The 13,557-nt window shown below is 71.9% G+C and carries 11 protein-coding genes; 6 read left to right on the top strand and 5 right to left on the bottom strand.

Annotation, left to right across the window (positions count from 1 at the left end; genetic code table 11):
* The first annotated feature begins 86 nt into the window (after positions 1–86).
* The gene (locus OG199_RS23495; RefSeq protein WP_401800342.1) at positions 87–728 is read left to right on the top strand and encodes an HAD family hydrolase; all 642 of its coding nucleotides are present in this window, start codon (positions 87–89) and stop codon (positions 726–728) included.
* Here OG199_RS23495 and OG199_RS23500 read toward each other — a convergent pair.
* The gene (locus tag OG199_RS23500; protein WP_356808077.1) at positions 704–970 is read right to left on the bottom strand and encodes a hypothetical protein; all 267 of its coding nucleotides are present in this window, start codon (positions 968–970) and stop codon (positions 704–706) included. The two genes, OG199_RS23495 and OG199_RS23500, sit on opposite strands and share 25 nt — an antisense overlap.
* Before the next feature lie 222 nt (positions 971–1,192).
* On the opposite strand from OG199_RS23500, the gene OG199_RS23505 reads away from it, so the two are divergent.
* Positions 1,193–2,815 carry a recombinase family protein gene (locus OG199_RS23505; RefSeq protein ID WP_405831112.1) on the top strand — a complete coding sequence of 541 codons (1,623 nt, stop codon included), beginning with the start codon at positions 1,193–1,195 and terminating at the stop codon, positions 2,813–2,815.
* A 371-nt stretch (positions 2,816–3,186) separates the two neighbouring features.
* The gene (locus OG199_RS23510) at positions 3,187–3,570 is read left to right on the top strand and encodes a cold-shock protein (protein ID WP_323138390.1); all 384 of its coding nucleotides are present in this window, start codon (positions 3,187–3,189) and stop codon (positions 3,568–3,570) included.
* A gap of 38 nt (positions 3,571–3,608) precedes the next feature.
* On the opposite strand, the gene OG199_RS23515 is transcribed toward OG199_RS23510, so the two are convergent.
* From OG199_RS23515 to OG199_RS23530, 4 genes are read right to left on the bottom strand one after another with little or no spacing between them, the layout of a single operon-like run.
* On the bottom strand, positions 3,609–4,508 hold the full coding sequence (locus tag OG199_RS23515; RefSeq protein WP_405831114.1) for a 1,4-dihydroxy-6-naphthoate synthase: 900 nt from the start codon (positions 4,506–4,508) through the stop codon (positions 3,609–3,611).
* Positions 4,498–5,238, bottom strand: coding sequence for a futalosine hydrolase (locus tag OG199_RS23520; protein WP_356808083.1), 741 nt, complete (start codon positions 5,236–5,238; stop codon positions 4,498–4,500). Before OG199_RS23520 ends, OG199_RS23515 begins: the two co-directional genes overlap by 11 nt.
* Positions 5,239–5,264: 26 nt before the next feature.
* Positions 5,265–5,750 carry a DUF2771 domain-containing protein gene (locus OG199_RS23525; RefSeq protein ID WP_401800351.1) on the bottom strand — a complete coding sequence of 162 codons (486 nt, stop codon included), beginning with the start codon at positions 5,748–5,750 and terminating at the stop codon, positions 5,265–5,267.
* 59 nt (positions 5,751–5,809) lie between these two features.
* On the bottom strand, positions 5,810–7,234 hold the full coding sequence (locus OG199_RS23530) for an MFS transporter (RefSeq protein ID WP_356808086.1): 1,425 nt from the start codon (positions 7,232–7,234) through the stop codon (positions 5,810–5,812).
* A gap of 456 nt (positions 7,235–7,690) precedes the next feature.
* Between OG199_RS23530 and OG199_RS23535 the strand changes: the two genes are divergently transcribed.
* From OG199_RS23535 to OG199_RS23545, 3 genes are all read left to right on the top strand, one after another.
* Positions 7,691–8,617, top strand: a complete 927-nt coding sequence (locus tag OG199_RS23535) for a DUF3027 domain-containing protein (RefSeq protein WP_401800353.1) — start codon at positions 7,691–7,693, stop codon at positions 8,615–8,617.
* A 606-nt stretch (positions 8,618–9,223) separates the two neighbouring features.
* Positions 9,224–12,397 carry a sacsin N-terminal ATP-binding-like domain-containing protein gene (locus OG199_RS23540; protein WP_405831117.1) on the top strand — a complete coding sequence of 1,058 codons (3,174 nt, stop codon included), beginning with the start codon at positions 9,224–9,226 and terminating at the stop codon, positions 12,395–12,397.
* Positions 12,398–12,661: 264 nt separating this feature from the next.
* Positions 12,662–13,504 carry a DUF5707 domain-containing protein gene (locus OG199_RS23545; protein ID WP_356806552.1) on the top strand — a complete coding sequence of 281 codons (843 nt, stop codon included), beginning with the start codon at positions 12,662–12,664 and terminating at the stop codon, positions 13,502–13,504.
* The last annotated feature ends 53 nt before the right edge of the window (positions 13,505–13,557 follow it).

Raw genomic sequence — 13,557 nt, forward strand, 5'->3', positions numbered from 1 at the left:
CGGACCGCGCCTCGGGCCGCCCCAGGAGCCCAGGACCCCAGGGCCGCCCCGGACCGCTCCGCGGCCGCCTGGGCACAATGGTCCATATGCAGATAGCACCGATGCCCTCGCGCGGGCTGACCGTCGGCTTCGACCTCGACATGACCCTGATCGACTCCCGCCCCGGCATCCACGCCTGCTACCAGGCGCTCTCGGCACGCACGGACACGTACATCGACTGCGACCTCGTCGTCACCCGGCTCGGACCGCCGCTGGAGGAGGAACTCGTCAACTGGTTCCCGGCGGAGCGGGTCCCGGCCGTCGCCGACCTCTACCGCGAGCTGTATCCCGAGTACGCCATCACCGGCACGCTCGCCATGCCGGGTGCCCACGAGGCCGTCGAGGCGGTGCGGGCGGCGGGCGGGCGTGCCGTCGTCGTCACGGCGAAGTGGGAGCCCAACGCCAGGCTGCACCTCAGGCACCTGGGGATCGGCGCGGACGCGGTCGTCGGCAACCTGTGGGCCGAGCGGAAGGCGGAGGCCCTGCGCGAGCACGGCGCGGGCGTGTACGTCGGTGACCACACCGGCGACGTCCGCGGCGCGCGCACCGCGGACGCGTACTCCGTCGCCGTGGCCACCGGGCCGTGCGACGCGGCGGAGCTGCGCGCGGCCGGCGCGGACGTCGTCCTCACCGACCTGACGCACTTCCCGGCGTGGCTGGGCGGCTACCGCGAGGCCGCGCCCGCCTGAACCGCGCGGGCCCGGCGGCGGCCGGCCGCGACCGACCGGAACACCCCGGCTCCGGCGATCAGGAAACCGACGCCCATGAGCATGCTCAATCCGAACATGTAGGTCGGAAAGGGTGTGGTGTCGAGAAGCAGCGGGGCCACGGTGACGAGTGTGGCCACGGCACCGGCAAAGAACACGAGAGCACCGGCGCGGATCAGCCGGTCACCCGGTTCCGCGGAATTCGGTTGGGTTTTGTCACGCACCGGACCAGGGTAGTTCCCAGCGCGAAGGAACAGTCAGGCGACGTCTTGTCAGTGGCCCCCGGGCCATCAGCCTTGGTACCGGCGGGTCGGACGGCCCGCCGCAGTGCTGTCCGGAGCAGTTTCCCAGGGGTTGCCCGACGCGTACGAGCGATCAGCAGACAGGCGTGCCTACCGGTCCGAAGTCGGTGGTCGATCAAGCACAGGGTGGCTAACCTCGCTGCCATGACACCTGGTCTGCGCTACCTCTCCTGCCTCAGGCTCTCCGGCGACGCGGACGGCTCCACCTCCATCGAGTGGCAGCGTGGCGTGATCCGCCACCACGTGGCCTCTCCGCTCCTGTCCGGTGTCCTGGTGGGGGAGGCGGAGGACGTGGACATCTCAGGGTCCGTCTCCCCGTTCAGGCGTCCGAAGCTGGGCAGGTGGCTCACGTCCAGGGCTGATGAGTTCGACGTCCTGATCGCGGCTAGGATGGACAGGCTCACCCGACGCTCGATGCACTTCAGCGAACTGTTGGAGTGGGCGCAGCGGAACGGCAAGTTCGTCGTGTGCGTGGAGGAGGGGTTCGACCTCTCCACTCCTCCGGGAAAGATGATGGCGCGCATGACGGCCGTCTTCGCCGAGGCCGAGTGGGACACGATCCAAGCCCGGATCATCAACGGCGTACAGGCACGCCTGGAGAACCGTTCGTGGCTGACAGGTGCTCCGCCGACTGGCTACAGAATCAAGGCAGTTGAAGGCGGGAAGCGCAAGATTCTGGAGATCGACCAGGAGTTCGCCCCCTACGTGGAAGAGATCTTCTCCCGCATCCGAGAGGGTCAGTCCACACACCGGATCGCACGTGACTTCAACTCCCGTGGAATCCTCACGTGGGGTGACCATCTGCGGAAGTCGAAGGGGGAAGCCACCAAAGGAACTCAGTGGCAGTCCACCATCATCAACAAGTTCATCCGTTCCCCTTGGGTGCCAGGGTTCTACACCTACAAGGGAGAAGCCGTCCTGGGCGATGACGGAGAGCCTGTGATCCTCCCTGTACGCCCTCTGGCCACGATGGATGAATGGACAGACCTGGTGGACCGGATCAAGCCCGCGGGGAATCCCGCAAGAGTCTCCACGGGAAGCCGTAACGGCGCTAAGAGTCTCCTCTCCGGTGTTGCCCACTGTGGAGAATGTGGAGCGCCGGTCACCTCTCTGCTGGGCTCCGGCCATACCAGGAAAGACGGTACGAAGGTTCCTGGTCACAGGTATTACCGCTGCTCCAACAAGTTCAAGGGCGGAGCCTGTGTGCAGGGTCTCTACGTCCGTGCGGATGTGTTGGATGCATGGGTCGACCAGGAGATCCGGGGAAGCGTGGGTACGTGGGACATGTACGAGAGGGCGGGAGTCGGACCCTCTCAGGCAGGGGAACTGCAGTCGGCAAAGGCGCGTCTGGAGAAGCTTGAAACTGAATTCCTGTCAGGAGAGTACGACGGAGAGGGACAGGAGGAGTCCTACCGTCGTATGCACAAGAGCCTTTCTGGAAGGGTCGCTCTCCTGGCGAAGCAGGAAGCCGACAGGGCGCACCCGGATCTGAAGGCCACGGGGAGGAAGTACGGGGAAGTCTGGGCGGTCAAGGACCAGGAGGACCGTAGGGAGTTCCTGCGCACCTATCAAGTCAGGGTCTGGGCCTGGGGCAAGGGAAGGGACGAGAGCGCGGCAGGAATGGTCATGGACCTGGGAGATATCCGCACCATGGCGGAAGAGCTCTTCCCCGACCGCCTTGGAAAGACCGGGATCACAAGGGTGTTCAGCCACAACGCCCCGGAGGGGTGCCGGCGTGAGGTTGTGGAAGCTCTTGTGGGCCGCTGACAACACGAGAGAGCCCCTGGCGCCGGCACACTGGCCGTGAAGTGGTCGACCACATGCTCAGCCCCCTGATCCCGCTCACCTGCGACGGGATCCAGCACCTGTTCGCCGCGCTGACCACCCTCGCCCGCCCCGCCGCATCACCTCGGCTCGTCCGTCCGGCGACAGCGCCGTCATCAACGTATGAAGATCATGATCTGCGACTGGAGCGGTGGCCGTCCCGCTTCCTGCACCACTTTGAGCCTCTGTCATCACGGCAGGGGCTCACTCTCGTTTTAAGGCGTGTTCGGTTGGAGAGACCCCCGGTAGGCTGCTTCAACGGCAGTTCAACCGGCGCCCAGGAGCGTCCGGGACCGATAGAGGGAGCGTGTGCCTTGCCGACTGGCCAGGTCAAGTGGTTCAACAGCGAGAAGGGCTTCGGCTTTCTCTCCCGCGACGACGGCGGCGACGTCTTCGTCCATTCCTCGGTCCTGCCCGCCGGAGTCGATGCTCTCAAGCCGGGCCAGCGTGTGGAGTTCGGTGTCGTCGCCGGTCAGCGCGGCGACCAGGCGCTCTCGGTGACCATCCTGGACCCGACCCCCTCCGTCGCGGCCGCCCAGCGCCGCAAGCCGGACGAACTGGCCTCCATCGTGCAGGACCTGACGACCCTCCTCGAGAACATCACACCGATGCTGGAGAAGGGCCGTTACCCGGAGAAGACCTCCGGGAAGAAGATCGCGGGCCTGCTGCGGGCGGTCGCCGACCAACTCGACGTATAGCCCCGGTCACGGGAACCCCTGGTCACGGCGACGCCGGACTACGGGAACCTCAGCGCGTCCGGGCCGAGGGGCGGCACCAGTCCCTCGGCCGCGGCGCGCGTGAGCAGGCCGCGGATCGCCGCGTAGCCGTCCTCGCCGAGGTCGGCGGTGAACTCGTTGACGTACAGGCCGATGTGCTGGTCGGCGACGGCGGGATCCATCTCCTGGGAGTGCGCGAGGACGTACGGGCGGGAGGCCTCGGGGTCGTCCCAGGCGGCGCGGACCGAGGCGCGGGTCGCGTCGGCGAGTTCGGTCAGGCGCTCCTGCCCGAGCGAGCGTTTGGCGATGATCGCGCCGAGCGGGATGGGCAGCCCGGTCGTCAGCTCCCAGTGCTCCCCCATGTCGGCGAGCTTGTGCAGGCCGTAGTTCTGGTACGTGAAACGGGCTTCGTGGATGACGAGTCCGGCGTCGACCTTCCCGTCCCGTACGGCGGGCATGATCTCGTGGAACGGCATCACGACGATCTCGCCCACGCCGCCCGGCACCTGGTCCGCCGCCCACAGACGGAAGAGCAGGTACGCCGTCGACCTCTCGCTCGGCACGGCGACCGTAGCGCCCGTGAGCCCCCCGAGCCCTCGGCTTCGCTCGGGCTGGGTGGTGTCCCCGCCCGACGCCTCCCGGGTCAGCACCAGCGGGCCGCAGCCCCGGCCGAGCGCGCCGCCGCAGGGCAGCAGCGCGTACTCGTCGAGAACGTACGGCAGCACGGCGTACGACACCTTCAGTACGTCCAACTCGCCGCGCTCGGCCATGCCGTTGGTGATGTCGATGTCCGCGAAGGTCACGTCGAGGGCGGGCGCGCCGGGGACGCGGCCGTGGGCCCAGGCGTCGAAGACGAAGGTGTCGTTCGGGCAGGGCGAGTACGCGATCCGCAGGGGCTCGGGCAGCTTCTCAGGGCTCATGTGGGTTCCAACTCTCCAGGACGGGCGCGAGCTTCCCGAAACCCTCGGTGAGGGCCGCGAGAGCCTCGCCGATGCGCCAGGCGGCGCGGTCGCGCGGGCCGACGGCGTTCGACACCGCGCGCAGCTCCAGTACGGGCACGCCGTGGGCGGCGGCGGCCTCGGCCACACCGAAGCCCTCCATGGCCTCGGCGAGGGCATGGGGATGCCGGACGCGCAGCGCGGCGGTGCGCTCGGCGGTGCCGGTCATGGTGGACACGGTCAGTACGGCCCCGGCGCGTGCGCCGGTGACCGCCACGAGCTCTCGTACGAGTGCTTCCGGCGGACGGTGAGTGACGGTGCCGAAGCCGAGTTCCGTCACCGGGAGGAACCCGTCCGGGGTCTCGGCGCCCAGATCCGCGGCGGTGATCTCGTCGGCGACGACGAGGGACCCGACGGGTGCGTCCGGCTGGAAACCGCCGCCGATCCCGGCGGAGACGACCAGGTCGTAGGGGGCGCCTTCGAGGGCGGCCGCGGTGAGCGCGGCGGCGGTGGAGGCGGCGGCGAGGGCGGGGCCGACACCGGCGGCCAGCAGATCGAGGGTCGGCCCGGCGGCGGAGGCGGCGCCGGGCGGCGTGACGACGAGGGCGGGCGACAGCCGGTGCAGGGTCACCCCGGGCAGCCGCACCTCATGGTGCGGGCCCGCGAACGCCCCGGCCACCGCGTCCCGTTCGACCGGGACGGCGGTGGCCACCAGCACCTTCGGCCCAGCGGCCGCGATCAGGCGTCCTTCTCGAGCTTGAACGACCACAGTCCGGTCACCGTCTTGTCGCCCTCCTTGACGGAGACGAGCGTGGAGTTGCCGCTGGCTCCGTACTGGGCGTTGAAGAACACGCTTCCCGGGATCGTCCGGTACGTCTTCTTGCTGGATTCGGTCAGCGGCTGACCGTTCATCAGGATCGTCCAGCCGTTGTCCGCGATCTTCGGGTCCACGCCGAACCGCACGGTGTCGTCGGGGTCGACCTTGATGGACTTGATGTCCTTGGCCTTGAGGCACTTGGCCAGGTCCGCGCTGCTCACCGCCTTGCCGTCGTTGTAGCAGTCGGTCTCGGAGCTCACCGAGCTCTTGCCGACCGTGATCGTGGCCAGCGGCGTCGGCTTGTCACAGGCGGACAGGACGAGAAGTCCGGCGGAAACGGCGCCGAGAGCGGCAACGGCGCGACGGTGATGTCCATTGGCGGCTCTGCCGCGGGGCAGGGAGGTCATGGCCGAAGGCTATCGGGCACGTCCACCGCTCTCCCCACGTGGGGTGCGGCGTGCCGCAGTCATGCCACGCGTGGCCGCGCCGTGCCCCCGTGCCGGGCCGCGCCGATCAGCCCCCGGACGGTGGTGAGCCATCCGACGGCGACGATCGCGGCCGCCACGGAGAGGCCCAGCGTGCCGTTGAGGGGCAGCACGATGCCGATCGCGCCGCCGAACACCCAGGCCACCTGCAGCAGCGTCTCGGAGCGTGCGAAGGCGGAGGTCCGTACGAGTTCCGGCACGTCCCGCTGGATCAGCGCGTCCAGGGACAGCTTGGCGAGCGCCTGCGAGAACCCGGCGACCGCCGTGAGGCAGGCCACCAGGACGGCCCCGAAGAAGAGGGCGGCGGTGATCGCGGCGCCGAGCACGCACGCCACGACGGTCACGACGATGATCTCGGGGGCGCGGGACTTCAGCCAGGCCCCGACCGCGGTGCCGAGCGCGTTGCCCGCGCCGGCCGACACGCCCACGATCCCGAGCGAGACGGCCGCGCTCTCGCCGGCGAGCGGATGTTCGCGCAGCAGGAAGGCGAGGAAGAAGATCAGGAAGCCGGAGAGGCAGCGCAGGGCGGCGTTGGCGGCGAGGGCGTGGGTGACGGCCGTACCGACGGTGCGCAGCCCCGGACGCGGTGCCCTCTCCCGCTGCGGCCCGCGCACATGGTCCTCGTCTGCGGCCAGCAGCGCCCTGTCCTCGCCCTTGGCCGAGTCGACCTTCGGTGGCAGGGTGAACGACAGGAACGTCCCCGCGACGAAGATCGCGAAGGCGCCGTAGAGCGGGTAGCGCGGACCGAGGGCCTGCAGTCCCGCTCCGACGGGCGCGGCGACGCCGGTGGCGAGGAGTCCGCCGAGGGTGACCCGTGAATTGGCCTTCACCAGGGAGAACCCGGGCGGCAGCAGCCGGGGCACGACGGCGCTGCGCACCACCCCGTACGCCTTGGACGCGACGAGCACCCCCAGCGCGGCGGGATACAGCTCCAGGCTGCCGCTCACGACCGCGCCCGACAGCAGCAGCGCGAGCATCGCCCGGGCGAGCATCGCGCCGGCCATCGCGGCCCGGCGGCCGTGCGGCAGGCGGTCCAGGAGCGGGCCGATCACCGGGGCGAGGAGGGTGAAGGGCGCCATGGTGATGGCGAGGTAGAGGGCGACGCGGCCGCGGGCCTCGTCGGTGGGCACGGAGAAGAAGACGGTGGAGGCGAGGGCGATGGTGATCATGACGTCGCCGGCGCCGTTGACCGCGTGCAGCTCGATCAGTTTGCCGAGGCCCGACTCGCCCGCCCCGTGCGCGTGCGTCGCCTTGCGGATTCCGCGGGCCGTGCCGGTGAACGGGAAGTGCAGGGCACGGCCGACCGCGCGGACGGACCCGCTCATCCGGCCCGATCCGCCGCTTCGAATGTTCCCCTTGGCGCTGCCGATTCCGGCGGCTCCTTGGGGCGACCTCGCGGCTGCCACTCCGCAATAGTGCCCCGAGAATGGCGTGGGTAGTGCGGTTACCGCGCGTATAGAGGCCGAGTGGGGCCGGTGCGGGCCCGTGCCGGGCCGCCCGTGAAGGGGCCGGGCGGGCTCTCCGGCCGACCGGGAGCGGCGCGGCGAATGTCCCTTCCGGTCCGGCCGAGATGGGGCGGAGGGTGGGAAAACGGCGCCTCGCGGCGGCGAAGAACACCGGCGCGGAGTGCGGAAGCGCCCCGCCGGTGTGGGCCCAGGGCTCAGGAGAAGGTAGCGTGCGTAACGCGCCTGCGGCGGTTGTTCTCGGCCGCGCGCCTCTCGGCCATCCCGCAGAATGGATGGCGTAGGTGCGCCCGAGCGCGATCGGGCGCGGACGTCGACGCGGCCCACCGGTCCGCTCCGTCCGCACCGCCGCCGAGGAAGGGCGCACCCGTGAGACGGCGTAGGAGAGAAGCGATACCTGTGAGCGCAGCGACCACGCGAAGCCGCACCCCCGACCGTCTGTGCGCCGAGGCCGTCGACCTCGCGCGCACCGCCGCCGAGGAGGCAGCCGCCCCCGGCGTCGTCGGCGAACATGTGGGGGTGGTCTCCGAGGGGGACCGTGTCGTCACGCACTACTTCGAGTGCAAGGAGTTCGGCTACCGGGGCTGGCGCTGGGCCGTGACGGTCGCCCGTGCCTCCCGGGCGAAGATCGTCACCCTGGACGAGACGGTGCTGCTGCCCGGTGCCGACGCCCTTCTCGCGCCCGAGTGGGTGCCGTGGAGCGAGCGGCTGCGGCCCGGTGACATGGGCCCCGGTGACCTGCTGCCCACGGACGCCGAGGATCTGCGGCTCGAGCCCGGTTTCTCCGGTGAGGACGAGCCCGCGCCGAACTCCGCCGTCTCGCAGGACATGGCCGAGCTGGTGGAGGCGGAGGACGCGGAGGTGACGGAGGGCGTTCCCGCGCACCTTCCGTTCGCGCCGCGCCGCGGTTCGATCGCGGCGGTGGCGGAGGAGCTCGGGCTGCGCCGGGCACGGGTGCTCTCCCGGTACGGGCTGCATGTCGCCGCCGACCGGTGGGAGGAGTCGTACGGGCCCAAGACGGCGATGGCGCAGGCGGCGCCCGCGTCGTGCGTCAGTTGCGGCTTCCTGAATCCGATCGGGGGCTCGCTCGGACAGGCGTTCGGTGTCTGTGCGAATGAGTTCTCGCCGGCGGACGGGCGGGTCGTGGCGCTCTCGTACGGGTGCGGGGGGCACTCCGAGGCCGCGGTCATGCCGACGCCGCCGCGGCCGGCGCCGCCGGTCATCGACGAGACCCGGGTCGATCCCTTCCCGCTCCGGCCCTCGCCGGATTCCGGTTCGGTCTCGATCACCCCGGACGAGCCGTCGTCCGAACTGGGCCACTCGTAACCCCGGTGTCCCGTCACCGGGGGCCGCCGCCCCCGGCCCCCCGCTCCGGCCTGAACGGCCTCGTCCTCAAACGCCGGACGGGCTGACACCACGCACCGCCCCTTCGGAGAACCCCCTGAAGGCGACCCTCTGAGACGACCGCCTGAAGGCGCCGCCCTGAAGACGACCTCCTGAGGTGCCGCCCTGAAGGGGCGCGGGGAACTGCGCGCTCAGCCCTCACGGGCCCGCAGGCAGGGCACATGGTGCAGTCCGCCATCGGCTCCCGGCCACCCCTGTGGCGTGCCTGCCGGGTGCTGCCCTGAAGGGGCGCGGGGAACTGCGCGCTCAGCCCTCACGGGCCCGCAGGCAGGGCACGTGGTGCAGTCCGCCATCGGCTCCCGGCCACCCCTGTGGCGTGCCTGCCGGGTGCTGCCCTGAAGGGGCGCGGGGAACTGCGCGCTCAACCCCCACCCACCCGCAGCCGGCCCCGTCGCACAGCCCACCACCGGACCCCGGGCGCCCCCGGCAGGGCAACGCGCGACCGCCCCCCACCGCCCCGCACGGTACCTTCGTGCCGCGACCGAGCCCAGCGCTCGCGGTCGCGCGAAGCGAGAGGGAGAGTGAACCGTGAGCAAGTTCGTGCAACCGGCACCCGAGGGCGCGGACCCGTTCGGCACGGCCCGCCTGCGCCGCGGCGTGCTGGACGCCTGGGCCACCAGCCCGGCCCGGTTCCGCGAGGACGCCAACGCCGAGGAGGACCTCGTCCTCGGCGGATACCGTGACCGTCTCCTCGTCGAGCTCGCCCAGAACGCCGCCGACGCGGCGGCCCGGGCCCACGTCCCCGGCCGCCTCCGGCTCACCCTCCGCGACGGGGTCCTCGTCGCCGCCAACACCGGCGCCCCCCTCGACGCGGCCGGCGTCGAGTCGCTCTCCACCCTCCGCGCCTCCGCCAAGCGCGACGCCCACGACACCGCCGTCGGCCGCTTCGGCGTCGGCTTCGCCGCGGTCGTCGCGGTCACCGACGAGCCCGCAGTGGTCGGCCGACACGGCGGTATCCGCTGGTCCCTCGCGGAGGCCCGCGAACTGGCGGCGGACACCGCCCGCCACAGTCCGGGCCTGGGCGACGAGATCCGTCGCCGCGACGGCCATGTGCCCCTGCTGCGGCTGCCGTTCGCGGCCGAGGGCACCGCCCCCGACCCGTACGACACCGCCGTCATCCTGCCGCTGCGGGACACCGCCGCCGAGGATCTCGCCGAGCGCCTGCTGCGGGGGCTCGACGACGCGCTCCTGCTCGCCCTGCCCGGCCTGGAGGAAGTGGTCGTCGAGATCGGCGACGGCGGCACGGGCGGCGACGTACGGACGCTGCGCCGCAGGACCGAGGAGCACGGCGTCACCCTGGAGGACTCCCGGGACGGCGCCACCCGCTGGCGCACCGTCTCCCACCACGGCCCCCTGGACCCCGCCCTGCTGGCCGACCGTCCGGTCGAGGAACGGCTGCGTCCGCACTGGTCGGTGACCTGGGCCGTCCCGGTCGACACCGACGGCACCCCGGGCCGCCCCCGCACCAGCCCGGTCGTCCACGCGCCGACCCCCAGTGACGAGCCGCTCGGCGTGCCCGCCCTGCTCATCGCCTCCCTGCCGCTCGACACCAGCCGGCGGCACGCCGCCCCGGGCCCGCTCACCGATTTCCTGGTGGAGCGCGCGGCGGACGCGTACGCGGAACTGCTCGCCGCCTGGAGCCCGGTGGACTCCGGGATCATCGACCTGGTGCCGGGCCCGCTCGGGAAGGGCGAGCTGGACGGCGTGCTGCGCCGCGCGATCCTCGACCGGCTGCCGCGCACCGCCTTCCTGCCGCCGGCCGCCCCGCCGGAGAACACCGGCGAGGACGACGTCGCCGACTGGCCCGAGAGCAGCGCCACGGAGCACCCGGCCGCCCTGCGCCCCCGTGACGCCGAGGTCGTCGAGGGCGCCGGTGCCGAGACCGTCCGGGTGCTCGCCGAGGTGCTGCCCAGCCTGCTGCCCGCCGGCCTGGAGCGCCGGGTGGAGCTGCGGACGCTGGGCGTCGCCCGCGTCCCGCTCGCCGAGGCGGTGGACCGGCTGGCCGGGCTGGAGAAGGACCCGGGCTGGTGGTGGCGGCTGTACGAGAGCCTGGCCGGGGTCGACCCGGACCGGCTGTCCGGGCTGCCCGTGCCGCTCGCCGACGGCCGGACGGCGGTGGGGCCCCGGCAGATCCTGCTGCCCGGCTCCGACGACATGCGGGCCGCCGCGCCCGACACCCTCGCCCGCCTCGGCCTCAAGGTCGCCCACTCGGACGCCGCCCACCCGCTGCTGGAGAAGCTGGGCGCCCTCCCGGCCACTCCCCGCGCGGTCCTCACCACCCCGCAGGTGCGCGCCGCCGTCGCCGCCTCGCTCGACGACGAGGGGGTCGGCTGGGACCAGGAGGCGCCGGACGCCGAGGAGGTGGCGGAACTGGTCCTCGCCCTGGTCCGTGACGCCGCGCTCGAACCCGGCGACGAGCCCTGGCTCGGCGCCCTCGCCCTGCCGGACGAGGAGGGCGAACTCGCTCCCGCCGGTGAACTGGTGCTGCCCGGCAGCCCGTTCGCGCAGGTCATGCGCGAGGGCGAACTCGCCTTCGTGGACTCGGAATGGGCCGACCGGTGGAGCGAGCAGCCGCTCGCCGCCTGTGGCGTGCTGGCCGACTTCGCCCTGGTGCGCGCCACCGACGTGGTCCTCGACCCGGACGAACTGGAGCCCCGCGACACCGACTTCGCCGAACCCGACGACGCGGGGCTGCTGGACGCCGTCGACGTGTGGTGCGAGGACGTCCTCGACCGGCTGCCCGACACCCCCGTACCGCCCGTCGCCACCGAGATCGTCGCCGTACGGGACCTGGACCTGGTGGACGACGAGCGGTGGCCGCAGGCGCTCGCCCTGCTGTCCCGTCCGCCGCTGCGCGACGCGCTGACCCAGCCGGTGCGCATCCTGCTCCCGGACGGCACCCATGAGATCGTCCGGCCGTACTCCGCGTGGTGGCTGCGCGGCCACCCGGTCCTGGACGGGCGTCACCCGGCCGGGCTGCTCGCCGCGGGCGGCGACCCGCTCCTGCGCGGGCTCTACGACGAGGCCGACGCGACCGGCTTCGACGACGAGCAGGTGCTGCGGGCGCTGGGCGTCCGCACGTCCGTCGCCGCCCTGCTGGACGAACCCGGGGGCGCCGCCGAGCTCCTCGAACGGCTCGCCGACCCCGACCGCGAGGTCTCGGGTGCCCAACTGCACGCCCTGTACGGCGCCCTGGCCGATCTGGAGCCCGAGCGCGTGACCCTGCCGGACGAACTGCGCGCCGTGCTGGACGGACGGGTGACCGTGGTGGACGCCGCCGACGCCGTGGTCGTCGACTCGCCCGACCTGCTGCCCTTCACCGGCGGGATGCCCCTGCTCCCGGTCCGCCCGTCCCGCGCCGCCGACCTCGCCGAACTGTTCCAGGTGCGACGCCTCAGCGAGTCGGTGACCGGCGAGGTGACCTCCGAGGGCGCCGAACACGACGTACCGGAGTCCGTTCGGATCCTGCTGGGCCCCTCGGCCCCCGCCTCGTACGTCGAGCACGAGGAACTCGTCGTCGACGGCACCGAGCTGGACTGGCGCCGCACCCGGGACGGGGTGCTGCACGCGTCCACCCTGGAGGGCGTGGCGGCCGGCCTCGCCTGGGCGGCCGGACAGTGGCCGCGCCGCTTCGAGGTCGCGGCCCTGCTGGAGGACCCGTCCCGCACGGCGGAACTGGCCCGGGACCGCTGGTTCGACTGAGGCCGGATACGGGGTCCGTCGGAGGGAGCCGGGTACCGGCCCGTCGGAGGGTGTGCGCGCTCGTCCGTGCCCCCTCCGGCGGTCCCGCGGCGCGACCTGCGTCATGACCGCACAAAAGTTTCACCACCCGTACAACCATTCGTCACCGCCGCGAATCTGATCACCCGAGTCAACAGACTCCACGATCACTTGGGCCCCAAGGGAAGACGAGCCGTGAGGAACGATCACTCACCACCGGGGCCCCTTTCTCCACTTGGGGATCGCATGCGCACACGCGCCACTGTGGCCGCCGTCTCCGGCGCCCTGGCCCTTTCCGCCTTTGTCGTCCCGGCCGCTCAGGCCGCCGACGCCCCGGGCGCCGCCGCGCTCACCCGCAGCGTCCAGACGAACACGGTGAAGTCACCCACCGACGAGACCCACGGTGACACCAAGATCTCCAACGTCGTCGTCAACGGCGGCAAGGCGATCGTCCTCGGCCCGACCACGAAGAAGACCTTCACGGTCACCTTCACGGCCTCCGACAACTCCGGCATCGCCATGGCGCTCGCCGTGCTGTACCACGGCGCGAACATCGACGACGCCGACAACGGCGCCGTACCGAACGAGGGCCAGAAGGCCTCCTGCACCGCGGTCAGCAGCACGACCTCGAACTGCAAGGAGACCTTCACGGTCCAGGCCAACCAGGACCTGCTCGACGCGCACGCGGGCACCTGGAAGGTCTGGGCGATCGCGCAGGGCAAGGACGCCAACTACGTCCAGAAGGACAACGCCAAGAGCTTCTACATCCAGCGCGCCTCCAAGCTGACGGTGAACGCCGCCCCGGAGCCGGTGAAGAAGGGCAAGACCATCACGGTCACCGGCGCCCTGACCCGCGCGAGCTGGCAGACCGGGAAGTACCCGGGCTACACCGGCCAGCCGGTGAAGCTGCAGTTCAAGAAGAAGGGCGCCAGCACCTACACCACGGTCAAGACGGTCAAGACGACCACGGGTGGCGCGCTGAAGACGACGGTCACGGCGTCCGTCGACGGCACCTACCGCTACTCCTTCGCGGGCACGACGACCACCCCGGGCGTCAGCGCCACGGGTGACTACGTCGACGTGCAGTAACCGGCTCGCGGTACTCCACCGTGCGGTCCCCGCGCCGCCCCGCCAGGGGTGCG

Origin of the sequence: Streptomyces sp. NBC_01176 (assembly GCF_045039825.1) — a bacterium.
Classification (GTDB): Bacteria; Actinomycetota; Actinomycetes; order Streptomycetales; family Streptomycetaceae; genus Streptomyces.